Raw genomic sequence first — 20,861 nt, forward strand, 5'->3', positions numbered from 1 at the left:
TGTATTATTTGATTAATTCTTTTTCTATTTCTTCCAGTGTTTTCCCTTTTGTTTCGGGCAGGTTTTGGCGTATGAACAGGAATCCGGCCAGGCAGATACCACCGTATAGCCAGAAAGTTCCTTCGGCACCTATACTTTCATTCAATACCGGGAAGGTATAGGTCAGTATGAAACAAGCCACCCAAAGGAAGAAGGTAGAGATGGCTATAGCCATACCTCGTATTTTCACGGGGAAGATTTCGGATAACACCACCCAGACCACCGGGGCAAGTGACATAGCATAGCAAGCGATGGCAAGTACCACCAGTAGAAGCATGGGTAAACCGTTTACATCCAGGAAGTAGCAGGTTCCCAATATAAGGTAAATCAGCGCTAATCCTGCCGAACCGATCAGCATCAGTGTACGACGTCCCCATTTGTCTACCGTATAGATGGCGACGAACGTAAATATCACATTAGTGATCCCGGTCACTACGATGTTCATCAGTACATCGGAAACGGCATATCCGGCTGATGAAAAGATCTCGTGGGCATAATTGAAGATAACATTAATGCCGCACCATTGCTGGAATATGGCCAGAACGATTCCAATGATCAGTACTTTGCGCATTTCCGGGCGGAAGACCGATTTCCATTCGTTGTTTTGCCGGTTGCCTTGAGATTGAGTGAGTTGGTTCAGTTCTTCCAGGGTTTGGCGGGCATACGTTTCCCCTCCGATGCGTGTCAGTGTCTTTTGTGCTTTCTCCTGTTGATGGACGGTAGCCAGCCAACGGGGACTTTCGGGGATGATGAACGATAACAGGAAGAAAATTCCTGCCGGGATCAGTTCTGCCCAGAACATCCATCGCCAGGCCCATTGCACACTTGTTTCGCTGAGTATATCGGAACCTTGTGTGTAGTATTCCCCGATTTGCCAGTTGGCCAATTGTGCAAATAAGATACCTAATACGATGGTGAGCTGGTTGAGCGATACGAATTTGCCGCGTACATGGGCAGGAGATACCTCTGCAATATATACGGGAGAAATGTTGGATGCGATGCCGATGCCCAATCCTCCTACAATGCGATAGAAGATGAAGTAGGAAAAATGATCGACTGCTCCCGTACCCCAAGCCGAAAGTGCAAACAGGAATGAGGCTATGACAAGCATCTTTTTGCGTCCGTATTTGTCGCTCCAGATTCCTGAGAGCAAGGCTCCTGCCAGGCAGCCTATCAGTGCGCTGCTCATAGCCCAGCCACGTAGAGCCGCAGAGTTTTCAATACCAAAGAAAGGTTCATAGAAGATTTTAGCTCCTCCGATAACAACCCAATCATAGCCGAACAGTAATCCGCCCATGGCTGAGACGATGCAGATAAGTAGTAAATAGCCTCGTGTCTGTTTCATGTTATTAAATGGTTTAATTGATATTGCAAAGTAAGCGGGTTTGAGAATAGAAATAAATAGAGAAACCGATTAAAAAGATGGACTATATTTCTTTTTTATCTCTATATTTGTGACGTGAACCGATGAATCTTATTAGTATGGCAAAACAAAAAGACGGCTTTCTGGGCGAACAGGCATTGGTGTTGCCTCCTGCCATTGTGCAACGTATGAAGACTGATCCTGCAACTTCTATACTCTATATAACCGATATAGGCTATTATCCAAAGGCTTATAATCACTTTCGGGAGCGGGAAACTCCGATTGACCAGTATGTGTTTATCTATTGTACGGAGGGTAGGGGATGGTTCAGTCTCGATGGGCAGAAACACCCGGTAGTGCCTAACCAATACTTTATACTTCCTGCAGGACTTCCTCATGCGTATGGCGCTGATGAAAAGGAACCATGGACAATTTACTGGATTCACTTCGGAGGAACACTTGCTCCGCTTTATTGTACGCATCGTACCTGTAGGCTCACGGATATAAAACCGGGAATGCATTCGCGTATTAGTTACCGGACAGAACTGTTTGAGGAGATCTTTCGGGTACTGAAGATGGGGTATAGCTTGGAGAATCTTTCATATGCCAGCTCTGTATTCCATCATTATTTGGGATCATTGCGCTATCTCAGAGAGTATCGGGAGGCTGTTTCAGAGCATCGTCCGGCAGGAGAAGAAGATCCTGTAAATGCAGCTATTCATTATATGAAGGAGAATCTGGGCAAGAAGCTGACTTTAGCCGAGCTGGCTGATTACACGGGGTATTCATCCTCATATTTCTCTAATCTGTTTTTGAAGCGTACAGGATATGCCCCATTGAGTTATTTTAATCAGATTAAGATTCAGAAAGCCTGTCAGTTTCTCGATTTTACCGATATGAAAGTGAATCAGGTCTGTTATAGAGTGGGTATTGAAGATGCTTATTATTTTTCACGGCTGTTCAGCCAGATAATGGGAATGTCTCCCAGGGAATATAAAAAGGTAAAGAAAGGATAAAAGGAAGACAGCAAAGAAGAAAGGTGTGTCGAAACTCGTATTCACCACGGATTATCACAGATTAAGAGTGTTGATAACCAATGACGGGAAATTCACTCTGTGCTACTCTGTGTCCTCTGTAGTGAGTTCCGACACGCCTTCCTTCTGATAAATACTACATTTTTATTTTCTCTGCCAGTCTGATGTCTTTAGAGGAGGCGCCTACTAGAATTTCAAATTCACCTTTTTCAAATACCCATCGGTTTTGTTTGGCGTTGAAATACTGGAATGCGTCTTCACTCAAACCGATTTCTATCTGTTTGCTTTCTCCTGCTTTCAGATATACCTTGTCGAAACCTTTTAATTCTTTCAAAGGACGTGGCTCTTTAGATTGCATGTCGCGTACATAAAGTTGAGCGACTTCATATCCGTCTCGCTGTCCGGTATTGGTTACAGTGAATGAAACGACGAGTTGCTTCTGTTTTTTATCCGTCATACGGATGTTGAGGCCCGAATAGTCAAAGGTGGTATACGAAAGACCGAATCCAAAAGGGAAAAGGGGTTCGATACCTTTTTGATCGTATCCACGGTAACCGGTGAATATTCCTTCTGTATAATACACTTTCTTTTCCTTGCGAGTTTCATCGTAATGACCGCAGGCAGGTGAGTCTTCCCATCTTTTCTCGATAGTGAATGGCAGCTTGGCTGACGGATTCACTTTACCCGAAAGAATATGAGCTAAAGCATGTCCGCCTTCCTGCCCCGGATAGAGGGCGTGTACTACCGCAGGCACCTGATCGATCCATCGGGTCATGTTTATTCCGCCTCCTGCATGGATGGCAACTATCAACTTAGGATTTACTTTTACCAGTTCCTGAATTAACATATCTTGTCCGTAAGGCAGGTCGAAAGGACGGTCGCGCCCTTCCAGTTCGATACTGCCATCCAGTCCGGCACAGAAAACCACCAGATCGGCTTTGGCAGCCAGTCGTTTCGCTTCAGAAAAGTCAATATCACTTTGATAAGCATATCCCATCCGGATCTCTGCCGGTGTACTGCGTTGGTTGCAGAACTCCAGCCGAATATGTTTGGCATCCCCTTTTTTTGCGGAAATTGCGGTATTGCGAACATCGAATGATTGAGATTGAGAGGCATCCAATGCTAATGTTCCGTCTATCCATAAACGATAGGCACCTTGTGCGTCGACAAAGAATCGGATACTGTCTGTTTTCTCGACATCTACATATCCTTCCCAGCACACCCGATAATCATTTCCCAATTTACTTTCGTTGAAAGGATATCCCCACCATTCATAATTTACCGTGCGGTCGGTGCGGCGGAGAATCAATCCGCTTTCTTCTTTATCGGTTTCTATAGTTCGGTCGGCCGATTGATTAACACTTACAGTTCTTCCTGCCGCTACTGCTTGTTGTTGGATCATTTTATCCGAGAGTGTGGCAGAAGTGTCGGAAGATAGTGCATAATAGCTCGCTTCCAGTCCGGGTTTACCTTCTTTCGTACGGAATTTACTGTTACGGAATAAGCGGGGTTTGAATTGGTTGGATATTCCTTCCGTGTAAAGTACGGTTGCTTCCGGAAACTCCTGACGGATACCTTCTAACGCTGAAACTACATACCAGGGATGAACTTTTGAACTTCCCCCACCACCGTAAACGATGCTGTTTACATTGTATATTCTATCCGAAACGATAGCCGGATTGGCAGTCGGTCCGATCACAGCTATCACTTTGGGGCGGTGGATCGGTAAGGTATTCTGTTCATTCTTTAACAGGATGATTCCTTCACAAGCGGTATTCAGAGCCATCTGATTGGCTTGAGGATTAAAAGTCGGAATATCGGTGTCTTGCTGAGGCCTGTCGAAAAATCCCATTGAAATACAGGCACCATAGATGCGGCGCACTTTATCATTGATTACTTCTTCTGTAACCTTTCCTTCTTTGACAAGTGGGAGAAGTTCTTTGCGGGTGAACCAGTCATTGCTGCCCATCTCAAGATCCAAACCGTAGTTTGCGGCATTTTCGGCGGAATAGGTACATGCCCAGTCAGACATTAACATGCCTTTGAAGCCCCAGTCTTTCTTTAAAATATCGATCAGATGTTTGTTTTCAGTGCAATATACTCCGTTCACTAGGTTATAACCCGTCATGACAGCCTTGACACCTGCTTTTTGCACAGCAGCTTTGAAGGGAGGCAGATAGATTTCCTGTAAGGCACGTTCGGATACTTCGGTACTGACGGTGTATCGGTCAAATTCTTGATCGTTGGCTGCGAAATGTTTGATGGTAGCAATGACTCCTCCGTCTTGCACTGCTTTTATAAAGGGGACTACCATCTCGGATGCCAGATAAGGATCTTCACCAAAATATTCAAAATTACGGGCTCCTTTTGAAGCCCGATAGTTGTTAACTCCGGGAGCTAAGAGAAAATGAATACCTCTTGCACGCCATTCCTGAGCATACATTGCTCCTGTTTTCTCTGCCAGATTTTTATTCCAAGAGGCAGCCAGCGAAAGTGCTGATGGAAATGCGGTGGCGCGTCCGAATAATCCCCAGGATGCAACGCCCAGCGGACCGTCGGCCAGTTTGAATGCCGGTATTCCTAATCGTTCGCAGGGGTGCAGATAGAAATCATTGTATCCGGAAAGCAGGTCGATTTTTTCTTCCAGAGTCATTCGTTTGATAAGATCGTCTACTCTTTCTTCAGTGGATAATGTCGTGTTCTGAAATGGGTACTGGCTTTGGGCATGTAGCTTGCAAGGAAAAAGCAGTCCTATACCCAGGCTCATGGTAAGGAAAATGTTTTTCATGTGTTTTTTCTGAATTAAATGTTTATTGAGTGATGTTGCAAAGTTCTAAAAAAGAGGGCTTATTGCAAAATAGAAAGCCCTCTCTTTTAGAATAAAGAGTGTTAAATTAATGTATAGTTTCTATCATTTCATTTCCGTTTCTTACGGGTTGTTTAATCAGTTCCGGCAGATTATAAGTTTTAGTGAACGTGTCATAAAAGTCCGGATCTTTTTGGGGCATCAGGAAGGGTTTCCCCGCTTTTCCGGTTTCCGGATCGAAACTGGCAAAGAAAGGGCGAGCCCAAAGCCCGTCCAACCGTTTGCTGCTGAAAACAAACCAGCGTCCGGATGATGACCATGTATGGAAACTCTCCACGTCGTTGCTGTTCACTTCATTTAAAAGCCGTATTTCTCCTGTATCCATTGTCAACAGACAAAGTTCGCTTTCCGGATGCCAGATGGAGAAGTTTCCATAATCCGACAGGGTGAACATCAAGTATTTACCATCGGGAGAAACCCTTGGGAAAGAGACACTTTTTCCCTCTTCGGAGGCTCTGTACACACACTCCGGCGTACCGAATTTACCGGATTCCGGATCGAATCCTATCCTGCACAGGTCATAACGGATACTGTCCAGCGGCATCTTCTCTTTATAAGCGTTTCCCCGGCAGAAATACAGTGTTTTCCCGTCCGGTGTCCAGTTGGGGAATGTTTCCATATACCGCTCCCCGCATATCAGGGAGTCAGTGAGGAATGTTTTCTTTTCGGTATCATAAACCATCAGGTCGGCAGCCAGGTCGGATACCTCTATGGGTTTTTGTCCCGATGAATGGAAGAACTGCTGTATCTCATTCATTGAGAATGCGATGTATCTTCCTGAAGGATGCCAGGCCGCATAGGTTCCCCCGTTCTTGAATCCCTCCGGTTTGGTGTTTACCTTTTCCACTTTCCCGTTTTTGCATACCAGTGTCCCTCCCGACTTTCCCCGCACATGCACCATCATGGTTTCCGGAGAGTTTTGATTGAACGTATGGCAGTTGATGCACTGTTTGCCGAAATTTCGGTTCTCCGCTATCGGAGTCTCTTCATAACCTGTCAGGTCTCTCTGGTAAATCCCCATTTCGTTCCATAGTTCATATCCCGGGTACAGCAATCGGTAGACCAGGTATTCATCTATCGGTTCGTTCGATATGGTATCCTTGATATCCGCATAGCGTGTCCATTTCCCTCCCCTCAGCAGGGTGATGCGGATGAATATTTCTTTTCCCGCGGCTTTTTGGAGAAGTTTCTTCCATTTCTTTGTCGGTATAATCACTTCGGGACTCTTGCTTGTGCAGAGGATGTCCGCCGTCTCCCCTGTGCCTATTTCCGTCTGGAAGGCATCCGCGTTCTCCCCGATCCTGAAATTGGGAGGTGCAATATTCAGCGGGAATGTGACTCCCGCATAATCGGGATATATACAGGGAATACTGTCCGTGCAGGTATCCGGTTTGCCGCATTGGGCGGTGCATGCCTGCAGGCTCCAGCTGAGAACCGTGATAAGAAGGATATAGATTGTTTTCATGTCTTTACATATTAGTTCCTTATGATTTTGTCTCCATACGGACTGATGAAGTTCAGGTAATACCAGTAGGTGTTTCCGAACTCCGCTTTCAGCCTCTGCATTTGCCTGTTTTTATACAGGCTGTAATACCTTTGGAATCTCTTTTCGGTGTTTTCGCTGACGTTGAATCCTGATTTGGAAAACGTTTCCCCGTCCACTCCCAATTTATATATGTATAGTGCTTCTTGGTATGCGGGTGGCATTTCCGGATATTTAAAGTGCCTGATGAACTTCAGGTTATCCACAAAGCGTACTACGTTATTGCTCAGCAGTAGGTCACTCATCAGGTATTCAAAAGCCATTCTGTTTGTCGTGTCCTGCTCACACAGATACTGTAATTCCGGTCCTATATTGATGACGTTTGCAAATCGTGCGGGATGTTCCTTATTGTTTTCAAGTGCCATGCGCAGTCCCGGTACACTGCCTGCATAAAGTTGTTTTTCCAATTCTTCGGCATCTTTCCGATAGAAGAGGGACTGCTTCAGGAGATTGATGAACCGTCGTGCCACTTCAGGTCTTTTGTTTACTATGTTGTATCGTGCCAGGTTAAGCAAATGGGGTGCCGTTTCTCCCCATACCACCATTGCTTCGAATTCCCACCGCTGTGCTTCGTTGATGTACCCTAAGTCTTCATATATAAAATGTCCGTACTCACTCTCACGGCTATCGCTGTTCCATGGGAAGTATAGCGCCTTGACTCCCAGTTTTTGTGGGTAATCGAATAGTTGATAAGGCAATTTTCCCGTATGGTACAGAGCCAGGTTGTGAAAGTAGGAGATCAGCTGGTTGGTTCTTCCCGAGTTGATATATTTTTCGGTTTGTGTCAGTACATTTTCCCAATTCTTTTCTTTTACACTCTTTTCCGCCATTATCATTCGGTGTTCACTCATGTTATAGGTTTGGACAAAAAAGTAAAATGAAGTGCCTGCGTAAATTGCTATTAGTAAGCTGTATATTAAAAGACGGTACTTATTGTTTGGGGGAAGTGGAGAATAAATTTTTCGGATAAAAGACCAAGGGCGAACTGTGATTTGATGAAAAAGGCTCATAATCAGAAGTCCCAGGAAGGTAGCGATGATTGGTGTTAATGAATGGTCGACAGTCATTGAATAGAGGAACAAATATATAGAAGGTATTAGTGATAGCAGTAGCAGATCATTGTGCCCTGTAATTTTTTTTATGGCATCGTTAGTCAGTAAATATATGAGGGCTAAAATTCCTGCAAGTAAAATGCTGCCTATAGTAGGTATGTGAAAAAATTGTATAATAAATGCTGTCAGATAACTCATCCATCCTTGTGACTGGATATGTTGTAGAAAAAAAGTTTTGGAATATAGAAAAAGATGATGTTGTTCCTGATAATAAATCACATGTGATAACACACTCTGATAACAGAGAAAATAAATAAAGAAAAGAAAAATGAAGAGTATGTAAGGGAAGTACTTTCTCATGATAAGTGCTGCTTAAATATGGGAAAATTCACGGACTCTCTACATTTAAATATTATAGAGTCCGTGAATTTGTGTGTTAGATATTAATATCCCGGATTTTGAGTTAACTTGGGATTTAAATCAATTTCAGATTGAGGAATCGGGTAGATATAATTATGGTCTTCATATCTACTACCGGCCAGTTTAACATTGTCACCCTCGTACAGAACACATACCTTTCCGCCATCTTTGGGATCTGCATTAACCGCATCGTCTACCATTTTGTATTTAATGCCAAGGAATGGTGCGTTCAACACATCTTTAGCAATACCCCAACGGCGAATATCCCATTGACGCTTTCCTCCTTCGAGAGCAAACTCAACGCGCCATTCATTACGTATACGCTGACGAAGATCATCTTGAGTCGCGCAGTAAGTCGGCTTGGTTGCATCTGTCTTTTGTAATTCCGGCATACCTACGCGGCGACGGACCTGATTAACAGCTTCAAAAGCAGAATCGTCCAGTGGTGAAACTTCATTTTTGGCCTCAGCATAGGTTAACAGAACTTCTGCATAACGGATAGTTACCCAATCTTTTCCCATTTCCCAACCTGCTGATTGAGGGTCAATACTTGGGTCAAGCCATTTCTGTTGATAATATCCTGTTGCTGTAGCATCACCATGCTGTGCAATACCAGTGCTTCCACTTGATTTTAGTGGAGCTACTTTAATTGTCACGCCATACATTTCCTCACCATCGTGTAAAACGTTAACCTCTAAACGAGGGTCACGGTTAGCAAATGGATTTTTTTCCGAATAAATTTTAGATTTGCTGATAGGAGCTCCTTCACTGTCTTCGAATGCATCTACCAGACTTTGAGTCGGATTCAAACCACCCCAACCTTTTGTCGGAAAGCATTCCCATCCAATTAGGTAGTTTGTTTTATCAGGTGCGTTGTACTGTACTGCAAGAATAATTTCTTCACAACCGTCTGTCTTTTCCCAGAATAATTCTTGGTACTTTCCAGTGTTTTCTTTGTCGTACAGATCATATTTATTTAGATCCATAACAGATTTTGCAGCTGTAGCCGCTGTTTCCCAATTGCCAAAATACAAAGCTGCTCTTGCTTTCATCGCCATAGCGGCACCTTTGGTTATGCGTCCCCACTGTGTAGCCGGCCATTCTTCTGGTAAGTAGCTGAAAGCTTTATCGAAGTCGGCCATTATTTTGGTGTAGATCTCATCTTTAGATGTACGGGTAATATCCTCTACATCAGTTAATTTTAAAGGCTGATCGATGTATGGGACGTCTCCGAATTTACGAATCAATTCAAAATAAATATAACCTCTGAAGAAGTAAGCTTGTCCGGCTATTGGTTCCTTATCCGACTGAGATAATTCCATTTCTTCTAATTTCTGTAATACCAGATTACATCTACGAATATATCCGTAATCCTCTGACCATCCTTGGTCAGCAGGGTCGTATACGCCTTTGGACACGTTTCCATTAGCCCACTTGATACCATGTACTGCATTGTCTGAATTGATATCTTCATCTATATCCCAATTGGGAAGACATCTATAAATATCAGAAACGGCCATTTCCGCATCTGTTTTTGTTTTCCAGAAACTTCCGTCTGAAAGTTCTTCTGTTGGATAACGATCCAGAAAATCGCTACAAGAGGTAAATCCTGTTAGCATAACGGACGCTATAATATATAAAATTTTATTTTTCATATTTTGTTATATTATTTTATTTTAGAATGAAACTTTTAATCCGATTGAAACTTTTTTTACGTTTCCATAAGACCAACCACGTTCATTGCCTTCTTCTGGATCGATACCTTCCAAATCACTGAACGTCAATAGATTCTCTCCGGCAACATAAAGCTTTGCTTTTTGAACACCCAGTTTGCTTAAGAAACTGTTAGGCAGATTGTATCCCAGGGAAATAGTTTTTAAACGTACATATGAGGCATTTTGTAGCCAGAATGAAGAAGTTGTGAAATTCGTTTGACTGTCTTTGGTGATTCTTGGGTAAGAAGCGTTGTGATGCTCCGGAGTCCAACGATCCAAATGTCTCTTTAGTGCATTAGCTCCGTTGTAGAATGCATAAGCTGCTTCGGCCATGTAATAGCCATCCACATCAAAAGCTCCCTGGAACATGGCAGAGAAATCAAAATCTTTATAGTATAAAGTCAGATTTAAGCCTGTAGTCCAACTGGGGAAATTCTTACCAATGATTTGGCGGTCTCCGTCAGCGGTAATTTTGCCATCTCCATTCAAATCAAGGTATTTGATGTCTCCCAATTGTTCTTTGCCGGTGCGTTTCGGATAATTGGCTAATTCATCGTCAGTGTTAAAGTATCCGTTGGCTACGTAACCATAATATGAACCAATTGGATTGCCTTCGATGTACCATAATTTATCATTTTTTGAATTAGCACCTTCCGTACCATTCATATCGATGATTTCATTTTTTACATATGCAATATTAAGGTTTACAGCATAACTCCAATCTTTGTTGATACGATTGTTGTGCAATAAATTCAAATCAAAACCAGTGTTTTCTACACTACCTGCATTTTGTGCAGGAGCGCCCATACCGATCACACCTTGTATAGGCATGTACAACAACATATCATTTGTTTTCTTTTTATAAACAGATAATTCGAATCCAAACATATTGTTTAGAAAACCGGCCTCTAGTCCTAACTCATAATTTGTAACGGTTGCCCATTGTAAGTTGTTGTTTACGTAACGGCTTTCGTAAGCGGTAGAATACAGGCTATTACCAAACATATATTTTTCGTAAGCATATGTCGGTATTGCCGGATAAATATCATCCGGATCTAATTCTTCGTTACCGGTTTTTCCCCATCCAAGACGCAGTTTCAAGTTGCTAATCCATGATACATTGTCTTTGATAAATGTTTCTTCCGAAATTCTCCATCCGGCAGAGATTGCTGGGAAAACACCCCAGCGATTATCTTTTGGAAAACGTGAAGAGGCATCCGCACGTAAATTGGCTTCAAACAAGTACTTATTCATAAAGTCATACTGGACACGTCCGAAGTAGGATAGACGAGACATTTCATATCCACCGTCTTCATTTTTTTGTGAAGATGCATCCAGGGTATTCAATGATTCCGTTAATTCATTGTTGCCACCGCCCTTTCGAGAAGCTTTGGTAAATTTATAAATGTGTTCGAATGATTCAAAACCTCCCAGAACTGCTATTGAATGTTTGCCGAAAGTTTTATTATAATTGGCTAATACCTGACTTGTGTATCGGTTGTGATTATAATACTCGTCGTAACCTTCGCGAAGTCCGGAGTCGAAATTACCATAAGTGAAATGCTTTTTAAAGCCTTCTTGATTGGTGTAATCATGGCGAAGAGAAAATACTCCTTTAACGCTTAGTTCCGGTAAAATATTAATTTGTGCATAGGCAGTGGCATTTAATTGCTGTGCTGTACTGCGGGTAAAACCGGATTGATCTTGAATTGCTACCGGGTTATCTTTTCCTGAATAATTGAAAGAACCGTCTTCAGCATATACCGGGTCTGTCGGATATGAACGACTCACACCCTGCGCTACTGTGACGTATCCCATCCAACCATCTTCTTTAATACCACGATATCCGGATGCATTAACACCTACAGAGACATACTTGTTAATATCTGAATTCAGACTCATACGTGCGTTATAGCGTTTATAGCTAATTTCATCTGTCAGACCTCCTTGGTTGGTATACCCGATGGAAGCATTATAAGTGGTCTTTTCAGAACCGCCACTGATAGATAAATTATGCATTTGCTCAAAAGCACTCTTTTTGAACGCTTCATCGTACCAATTTGTACTGGGGTAAGTTCCATTACGATAATTCTCGATATCTTCATCCGTAAAAGGAAGTACTGCGTTCGGATTTTCGTTGTGAACTGCTTCATTGTATAGTATAGCATGTTCATAAGCATTGACATACTGACGTTTCACAACAGGAGAAGCCCATGAAACAATACCTGAGTAGTTTATATGCGTTTTCTCACCTTTCTTACCTTGTTTGGTAGTGATTACAATAACACCATTGGCTGCTTGTACACCATAGATAGCCGATGATGCAGCATCTTTCAATACAGTTAGCGTTTCAATGTCCGAAGGATCTATTGTATCCATGGTTCCGGGAACACCATCTACAATAACCAATGGGCTGGCAGCATTAATAGAGTTCTTACCGCGGATGGTAATACTACCCGTTTGTGATCCCGGAGCACCCGAAGTTTGAATAGAAGTTACACCCGGAATTTGTCCGGCAAGTGCGGCAGACACACTGGCAACGGAACGAGACTCTAAGGCATCAGCACTGATTGATGCTACAGAACCTGTTAGATTGGCTTTCTTCTGTACACCATATCCCACTACTACGACCTCATCCAGTGTTTTAGTATCTTCTTTCATGATGATATTATAAGAAGCTACACCGGTCTTCAACGATACTGTTTCAGGCATATAACCGATATAGGTAATCTGTAATTCATTACCACCTACATTCAGGCTGAATTTTCCGTTGATATCTGTGATGGTACCGTTAGTCGGATTTCCTTTTTCTATAACCGATGCTCCGATGATGGCTTCTCCCATTGCATCTTTCACAACCCCCGAAATATTTCTTTGTTTCTGTTGCTGGGTAGCCTGTACCTCTTTCGCTGCTGCAGCTGCTGTAGACACTACGATCTGATTGTCTACAATCTTGTAGGTATATCCCGAGTTTTTGAAAACTTCGTTCAATACGGTTTCGATCGGAGCGTCGGATACGTTGATGGATACTTTCTTGTTCAGTTTTACCTGATTGTCATTGTAGAAGAAAGTGTAATCGCTTTGTTTTTCAAGTTCACGAAGTACATTTTCAATGGATACATTGGTCTTTGTCATTGAAATCTTTAGTACTTGAGCGAAGGCACTCACAGGTACCATAGCTACCAGGCTAACTGCTAAAGCAAAAGCCAGATGCTTTTTCATTCTTTGCGGACTAAACCACCGCATGTTGCATTTTCTCATAAATACGATTAATTATTAGATTGTAATTTAGATTGATAAAGTAAGCACAGGATACTTCTGAAGTATCACTGTACCAGGTTAACGTCATTTACGGTTTCTCTCTCATTCTTTTCTTTCTTATTTAGGTTTAAAATTGATGTTTGGTATAAGTTCTAAACGAACTTGGGTGAGAAGGATGCGGATTAGAAAGTAGCGAGAGAGAATTATTGGTGAGAGAATTGGAAATACAGAATTTGAGAATAAGACATAAAAAAGCCCGTCCATGTGTTACCATGAACGGGCTTTAACCCTCAATAAATAATGTGTTAAATTAATATCCCGGATTCTGATCGTCTTTCAACAATGGATTCAGGTCAATGGCACCTTGAGGTATAGGCATCAACATCAAACGGTTATCCCAAACTTTATTAATTACGACATATCCGTTTGGAGCATAAGAAGGACCATTCATAGCCTTACTACAGTAATCATTACCATAACGCCGTATATCATCAAAGCGATGGCCTTCTGCTGCCAATTCAATACGCCGTTCATTACGTACAAAGGCCAGAGCTTCTTCTTTTGAAGGCATGGTGGTTGGCACATCCGGCATACCACAACGATCACGCAAATCATTCAATGCTTTTTGTACTTCTGTATCCCATCCCGAATTCTGAATACGTGCCTCTGCATAAGTTAACAATACTTCAGCATAACGAATCACCGGATAGTCTTCTTCTGCAGTCCAGGTATCGTATGGATCAAGAGTGACCATTTTACGATAAAAATATCCGGTCCATGATTCATTACCGTCTTTATTTATCAGATCCGGATCCCAACGGAAGTAGAATGTACCTTTAATGGTTTCATGCCATCCTTTGAAAGGGAACATCATAGACACATACAAGCGGCTGTCGCGGTTACGGAACTCTTTCATATAGTCATATTTCATAATATCTGTTTGTGGCACTTTTTCTATGAATTGAGATTGGCTCATATCTTTGAAATCTTTCCATATTTCCGCATAACGTTCTTTACGTTGTTCCATAGTGATGTCATTACGCATCGTTTTACCATCCACATCCCAATAGGCGTCAATCAGGTCCTGCATGGGTTCGTAAGAACAATATCCGTCATATTGAGAGAACGATTTAGGTATAAAATAGGTGTATCTGGTCCAGTCGTAATTGTTTGCATCAGCCATATACTCACGTGTTACAATATACTCCGGATTAGCGGGAGATGCATTACCTTTGTGCCACAGTGATTCATAACTGAACATACCTTTTACGAATTTATCTTTATCGATACCTTTGGCTGCATAGTCAATATATGCATCCATTTCGTCAGCTTCTTTTTGCTGTGCGGTGGTAAGCGATGATACACGGAATAAAGAATGATGTCCTTCAGATATGATTTTTCCGGCTGAAGCCTCGGCTTCAGCATAGTTGCCGAAATATAAAGCTGCACGGGCACGGAGGGCCAAAGCACCGGCACGAGTAATACGTCCGGTTTCATACAGATAACTACCGTTATAACTGTCTGGAAGAATTTCAGCTATTTCAGCCAATTCATCTAAAATAAATTTACGAACAGTTTCTACTTCATCACGTTTTACATTGGGAGCGTCATAAGCCAAAACCTCTGTAATTACAGGAACTTTTCCGAATTTTGTGGTCAAATCCAGATAGCTTAAAGCGCGGAAAAAACGTGCTTCTGCTTTCATACGTGTTTTCAGTTCTTCACTGACTGCACATTTATCTATATTCGCGATAAAGTTGTTTACTATACGAACGGTACCAAAATAGTAGCTCCCATATCCGTTGGCTGTACTAATACCATTTTGCTGGACCATTTCGAAGTTTCCTTCCCAAGGTTTATGGCTATGCGCATTGTCGGTACACAATTCATCCCAGATGTCTACACCATCTAATGTGGCATAACAAGTGTTCAAAGCATACCATGCATCTTTTTCAGTCTGCCAAAAGTTTTCTGCTGCAATGTCAGCAGGTGGAACCACATCTAAATCGCAGGCTGTCAATGCTCCTGTGAGACATAATCCCAATGCAATTTTTCTTATATTGTTTTTCATTGTGAATTCTATTTTTTAATGAATGGTTTTAGAATGATATGTTTACACCAAATGCTACCGATTTAGTCCCCAGCGTATAAATCACACCGCCGGCTGTTTCCGGATCAAAGTCTTCCATCTTTTTATCAGCACGAACCGTGAAAAGATTCTCGCCTGTTACATATACTTTCAATGACTGTAATCCCCAGTTCTTCACTGTTGCAGATGGTACTGTATATCCCAGTGACAGAGTTTTGAAACGGAAATAATCGGAATCGAACAAATGATAATCACTAAAATTACGGTTGTAAGTTGTATGTACGCTACTTGCTGAATAGATGCGAGGATATGCCGCATGTGGATTCGGATTCTCTTCCGTCCATCTTTTCAAATGATATTTTCTCGGGCTGTCCTGTCCATGGTAGAATGGATGAACGCCATAAACATCAAATGCTACTTTCGTTCCACTGATTCCTTGTCCGAACATACTGAACTCAAAACCTTTATATTGCAGACTCAAATTTACGCCATATGTAAAATCGGGTACATCTTTACCAAGAATAGTACGATCTTCATCTGTGATTTCTTGCTTATATTCGATATCACGCTGAGGAACGAATTTAATGTCACCCGCATTGGGTACCACTCCACTCAAGGTGTAGTAATGTCCGGCATCGATGTCTGCCTGAGTATAAAGTCCGTCCGTTTTAAATCCATAGAATGAACCGATTGATTCTCCCTTTTTCAGAATGTACTTCACGATATAACTACTGGTTTGGATAATGTTGTCTGAACCACCTAAATTGGTAATTTTGTTTTTATTGGTAGCAATGTTGGCACCGATGCTATAATTCACAGCTCCAATTTTGTTCCGGTGATTCAAAGCCAATTCGAAACCTGTATTTTTCACTTTTCCAATATTTTGCGATGGAGCTGCTGTAATACCGGTTTCCGTAGGTACATTGTATCCTAATAAGATATCGCTTGTATTTTTAATATAATAATCGGCAGTTACCCCCAGAAGTCCATTGAAAATGTCGAAATCCAAACCAATATCCGTCAAAGCAACTTTTTCCCAACCGAGAGTTTCATTAGCCGGTTTGGATTCACCGATACCAATCACTGGTGAATCACTGAAGTTATAATGATTTCCACTACTATAATTTTGGAAGTAATCATAATTACCCACATTGTTTATATTACCAAGTGTACCATAGGAGGCTCTGATTTTCAAATTATTGATCCACTCAATATCTTTCATGAAGCTTTCTTCACTCATTCTCCATCCGGCCGAGAATGAAGGGAAATATCCCCAGCGATGATCTTTATGGAAACGTGAGGATGCGTCTGCACGCATATTTACCTCGAATAGGTACCGATCCATCAAGGTATAATTGACACGAGCAAAATAAGACAACATTTTATATTCTGATGAACCTGCGCCATTGGTATACCCTGCTCCGGAGGTAGAACCTGCTTCCATATCCGTCAATGCGTCGGATGGAAATTCTTCACGTGATCCGGCCAATCTTTCGTATTTATAATGTTCATAAGATGTACCGACCAAAGCTCCGACAGCATGTTTATCGTTCGACCAATCATATCGGGCTGTTGCTGTATAAAGCATTGTATTTGTACTTTGCCAGTCCATGCTCATTTTATTTTTGGTAACTCCGGTTCCTGCTATTTCCTCTCCGGAAAAGTAGTTTATAGCATTGGGTTGTAAAGCCGTGTAGCTTTTGCTCTTATATTCATAACCCTTGAATACGCCTTGTCCACTGATTATAAGTCCTTTCACGGGTTTAATGTCAAATCCGAGATCGTACATTGTATTTTCACTCTTGGACTTACTCCAATCTTTCTTGCTCAGTGCACGAAGCGGATTGCCTGTAATAAAATTACTTGTAGCCGTCTGACCTCCATTTACAGTACCCCAATCACCATTTGACTGTTTGGCAACGAATGTAACCGGTACCATTGAGAAACTGGCTAATGAAGGCGCACCACAATCGCGGTCGGAATCATTACGTATATATTTCACTCCGGCTTTTACCGTCAGCCATTTAGTGATATCGGAACTCAAATTGGTATTCAAATTGTAACGCTGGCTGTCTTGTCCGGGAATCATATTGTCTTTATACACATATCCCAATCCAATAAAATAGCGTATTTTATCTGTTCCTCCACTGAAGTCCAGTGAATGTTGAGTGGTCAATACGTTCTTATCCAGTACCAGATCATTCCAGTCTGTGTTTGGATATAAATCGGGTTTGGAGCCATCTCTGAAATAACCAATTTCTTCTTCAGTGTAGCCTTGGTATTTCCCGCCTTTAGGATTGTAATTGTAAAGAGCTTCATTGTACAACTCTGCATATTGGGTAGAGTTGACATATTCCGGTTTGTAAGTCGGATTGCTCAAACCTACGTAACCACTATATGAAACGTTCATTTTATCGCTCTTTCCCTGTTTGGTCGTAACTAACACTACACCGTAAGCGGCACGTGAACCATAAATAGCTGATGAAGCTGCATCTTTCAAGAAAGAGATGGACTCAATGCTATTCGGATCAAGGTTAGAAAAGAATGTGGCGTCCGCAATTGCACCGTCAATTACATAGAGAGGAGATGAGGTTCCTAAGTTACCGCGTCCACGGAAGTTTATACTCGGTGTTTGTCCGGGGCGTGAGATAACCGTAACTCCCGGCACTGTACCTTGCACTGCTGACAATACATTTGTTTGTACACGATCTTTGATTTCATCGGTACTAACCGAAGCTACTGACCCTGTTAAGTTTACCTTCTTTTGTGTACCGTAACCTACAACTACGACTTCGTCCAGAGTTTTAGTATCCTCTTTCATTGTAATACTATAATCGGTTACTCCCGGATGGATTTTTACAGTTTGTGGAATATAACCGATATATGTAATTTGTATTTCATTACCGGATACCGTTAATTTAAAGTTTCCTCCTACGTCAGTAATTGTACCATTACTTGCTGACCCTTTTTCCACCACAGAAGCACCAATGATAGGTTCTCCGGTGGTATCTTTTACTTGTCCGGTGATACGCACACTTTTCTGTTGCTGAAGAGAAGAGGTTTTCGGGATTTCTGCTTTTATGGCTGAGACAACAATCTGGTTATCTATTATTTTATAAGTGTAACCGGAATTGTTGAAAATCTGATCCAATACATTTTCAATAGGTGCGTCTGTAACATCTACAGAAACCTTTTTAGTAAGTTTCACCTGATTGTCATTGTAAAAGAAAGTATATCCACTTTTTTGTTCTAATTCCCGAATAACATTCTGGATAGAGACATTTGTCCTCTTCATGGATATTTTAAGAATTTGAGCATAGGTAGTGACGGGCACTATACAAACCAGACAAATGGCTAAAACAAACGCTAGTTGTCTTTTGATTTTTTGCGGACTAAACCACCGCAGATTGCATTTTTTCATAAATACGATTAATTATTAGATTGTAATTTTGATTGATAAAGAGGGTACATGATTCTTTTTTGCATCAATGTACCAGGGTTAACTAAGCTTTCAATTTTCTTTGTGCATTTCTTTCTTTTTATTTAGGTTTAAAATGATTTAATTCCTAAGTTCCGTATGAACTTGGTATACGGTAAGTTTCAAAGAGATAACTAATAATAATCATATTACATATAGAAAGAGGCCTATCTATAACTAATAGATAAGCCTCACATTTTTTATAAAAATCTATTGAATATCGTCAAACGCTTCTAATTACTGGTTGGATTCTGTGTTAAGGTTCCAGGATAAGAGTTAATAGCACTTTGTGGAATAAAATAAATAACCCGATAGTCTGTAGCCGGAATTTCAAGCATGGCATCATGTACTCCGGGATATTTGCGAGTTAATGTTTCACAATTGCGAAATACATCATAACTACGTTCTGCTTGATAGGCCAACTCTAATTGTCTCTCTTTTTCTATTCGCACCTTAGCATTAGAAGCATTTAAGTCATTATAGCCTCTTCCGGGTAAAGAGCGTTCACGAATGATATTCAGATCTGCTTGAGCATGAGAATAATCACCTTTTTTGGCATATGCTTCTGCACGATTTAAGTAAACCTCGCCTAAACGAGAGATAACAGGAGAATGTAATTGAGATTCAGCTTCTCCGCTTGCAGTTCCTTCATTCGAACATTTGAGAATATAGAATTTGGGTTGCCCACTTGAGAGTTCTATTTCATAATCAATAACACCGGAATAGGTTTGACCATCTGAATAGTTGATTGAATATTTTTCTTCACTACTGTTTATTAATGACAATGTGTAATTAGTTTCCCCCTCTTTACAAGTCACAGTGTTACCTCTCTTAGAAATGGGTAATTGTACATATGTGTACCCCGTATGTATGTTGTTTTTGTTGTATACATTCTTTATGAAACGGAATACTTCAACATATTTACCATCACTATCCGTGATGTAGCTTGGTGAAATGAAATTTGCTCGTGCATCTACAATTTTTTTCTTGTCAGGACGCCAATCGTTACGTCCCTGTTCATTTAATAAATCCATGTATTTGGCACTTGCATACATTTCTCCCCAACCTTGCTGACCAGCATAAGAATACATTCCACCGATAGAATTCCAATAATCCGGTTTTTCTGATGCCATGATTTTTACTACAAAAATAGATTCTTTATTATTTTCCGGCATGAATGTATTATATCGCATAAAATTTTCACGGGAGAGTAACTCATATTTTAGCCCACCTTCACTAGTGGTACTTTCAATAACTCTAGTTGCATAATCAATGGCCAACTGAGCATTTTCACTATTGGGTGCTTCATAAGTTCCACTCATAAATAAATAAATACGAGACAACATGGCCCATGCCGCTTCTTTAGATGCATATGCAGGACCTTCCCGTTTAGTTTCTCCATTTTCCATCAATCGAGCCGCTACTTTCAGGTCATCAATAGCTTGTTCATAGGTATCTTGAACAGTCGAACGATCAGGAAGATTAAGATTATTTACATCGTCTGGCGTACCATTTACAATAGGGACTCCCATATGTCCTTCCGGCTTGTCCCAATAAGGACGTCCGAAAGCACGTCCAAGATAAAAATACATCATACCACGGATGTAGTAGCATTCACCCAGTTGATAATCAATGGTTTTGCTTTTTCCTTCATCAATCATTTTAATAATATTCGAAGCTTGTGCAATAGCTTTGTATCCAGAGTCCCAAAAGCTTTGTAGACGATAATTATCAGCATCACGGGAATAAGAAATAAAATCAAAAAAAGCATCCGTTGATGATTTATCTTTCGCCATATTATCACCCGCATATTCCCCTAAACGATGCATAGGATCCGACCAACTTTTTAATTGTGCATAGCATCCATTTACAAGTGACTCTAATGAAGAGGTAGGATCCTGAGTTATTTGTTCGGCTGACATTGAACCATAAGGAAGTCTGTCTATGTCACAAGCAGTTAAAGTAGCAACCGCACATAGTAGAGTTATTATCTTTTTCATA

Annotated in this window: 10 protein-coding genes; 1 reads left to right on the forward strand and 9 read right to left on the reverse strand. The window is 41.3% G+C overall.

Annotation, left to right across the window (positions count from 1 at the left end):
• Positions 1-4: 4 nt before the first annotated feature.
• The gene (locus BSHG_RS13240) at positions 5-1,384 is read right to left on the reverse strand and encodes a sugar porter family MFS transporter (RefSeq protein ID WP_008658749.1); all 1,380 of its coding nucleotides are present in this window, start codon (positions 1,382-1,384) and stop codon (positions 5-7) included.
• Positions 1,385-1,521: 137 nt separating this feature from the next.
• On the opposite strand from BSHG_RS13240, the gene BSHG_RS13235 reads away from it, so the two are divergent.
• Positions 1,522-2,418, forward strand: a complete 897-nt coding sequence (locus BSHG_RS13235; protein WP_032497367.1) for an AraC family transcriptional regulator — start codon at positions 1,522-1,524, stop codon at positions 2,416-2,418.
• A 154-nt stretch (positions 2,419-2,572) separates the two neighbouring features.
• On the opposite strand, the gene BSHG_RS13230 is transcribed toward BSHG_RS13235, so the two are convergent.
• The 8 genes from BSHG_RS13230 to BSHG_RS13195 form a co-directional block, all read right to left on the reverse strand.
• Positions 2,573-5,224, reverse strand: coding sequence for a beta-glucosidase (locus BSHG_RS13230; protein ID WP_008658752.1), 2,652 nt, complete (start codon positions 5,222-5,224; stop codon positions 2,573-2,575).
• 106 nt (positions 5,225-5,330) lie between these two features.
• Positions 5,331-6,767, reverse strand: coding sequence for a TolB family protein (locus BSHG_RS13225; RefSeq protein WP_008658753.1), 1,437 nt, complete (start codon positions 6,765-6,767; stop codon positions 5,331-5,333).
• 11 nt (positions 6,768-6,778) lie between these two features.
• On the reverse strand, positions 6,779-8,257 hold the full coding sequence (locus BSHG_RS13220) for a DUF6057 family protein (RefSeq protein ID WP_008658756.1): 1,479 nt from the start codon (positions 8,255-8,257) through the stop codon (positions 6,779-6,781).
• 83 nt (positions 8,258-8,340) lie between these two features.
• On the reverse strand, positions 8,341-9,972 hold the full coding sequence (locus BSHG_RS13215; RefSeq protein WP_005785202.1) for a RagB/SusD family nutrient uptake outer membrane protein: 1,632 nt from the start codon (positions 9,970-9,972) through the stop codon (positions 8,341-8,343).
• A 21-nt stretch (positions 9,973-9,993) separates the two neighbouring features.
• Complete coding sequence (locus BSHG_RS13210) at positions 9,994-13,293, reverse strand: TonB-dependent receptor (protein WP_008658758.1); 3,300 nt, start codon at positions 13,291-13,293, stop codon at positions 9,994-9,996.
• A gap of 310 nt (positions 13,294-13,603) precedes the next feature.
• Entirely contained in the window at positions 13,604-15,364 is a 1,761-nt protein-coding gene (locus BSHG_RS13205; protein ID WP_005785207.1) for a RagB/SusD family nutrient uptake outer membrane protein, read from the reverse strand.
• 28 nt (positions 15,365-15,392) lie between these two features.
• On the reverse strand, positions 15,393-18,803 hold the full coding sequence (locus BSHG_RS13200; RefSeq protein ID WP_005785209.1) for a TonB-dependent receptor: 3,411 nt from the start codon (positions 18,801-18,803) through the stop codon (positions 15,393-15,395).
• Positions 18,804-19,093: 290 nt separating this feature from the next.
• Positions 19,094-20,860, reverse strand: coding sequence for a RagB/SusD family nutrient uptake outer membrane protein (locus BSHG_RS13195; protein WP_005795999.1), 1,767 nt, complete (start codon positions 20,858-20,860; stop codon positions 19,094-19,096).
• Position 20,861: the final 1 nt, after the last annotated feature.

It is taken from the genome of Bacteroides sp. 3_2_5 (genome assembly GCF_000159855.2).
In the GTDB taxonomy this organism is placed as follows: domain Bacteria; phylum Bacteroidota; class Bacteroidia; order Bacteroidales; family Bacteroidaceae; genus Bacteroides; species Bacteroides fragilis.

Coding starts and splice junctions, on each gene's coding strand:
- BSHG_RS13240 (WP_008658749.1), bottom strand. CDS start 1,384: ATGAAACAGACACGAGGCTATTTACTACTTATCTGCATCGTCTCAGCC.
- BSHG_RS13235 (WP_032497367.1), top strand. CDS start 1,522: ATGGCAAAACAAAAAGACGGCTTTCTGGGCGAACAGGCATTGGTGTTG.
- BSHG_RS13230 (WP_008658752.1), bottom strand. CDS start 5,224: ATGAAAAACATTTTCCTTACCATGAGCCTGGGTATAGGACTGCTTTTT.
- BSHG_RS13225 (WP_008658753.1), bottom strand. CDS start 6,767: ATGAAAACAATCTATATCCTTCTTATCACGGTTCTCAGCTGGAGCCTG.
- BSHG_RS13220 (WP_008658756.1), bottom strand. CDS start 8,257: ATGAGAAAGTACTTCCCTTACATACTCTTCATTTTTCTTTTCTTTATT.
- BSHG_RS13215 (WP_005785202.1), bottom strand. CDS start 9,972: ATGAAAAATAAAATTTTATATATTATAGCGTCCGTTATGCTAACAGGA.
- BSHG_RS13210 (WP_008658758.1), bottom strand. CDS start 13,293: ATGAGAAAATGCAACATGCGGTGGTTTAGTCCGCAAAGAATGAAAAAG.
- BSHG_RS13205 (WP_005785207.1), bottom strand. CDS start 15,364: ATGAAAAACAATATAAGAAAAATTGCATTGGGATTATGTCTCACAGGA.
- BSHG_RS13200 (WP_005785209.1), bottom strand. CDS start 18,803: ATGAAAAAATGCAATCTGCGGTGGTTTAGTCCGCAAAAAATCAAAAGA.
- BSHG_RS13195 (WP_005795999.1), bottom strand. CDS start 20,860: ATGAAAAAGATAATAACTCTACTATGTGCGGTTGCTACTTTAACTGCT.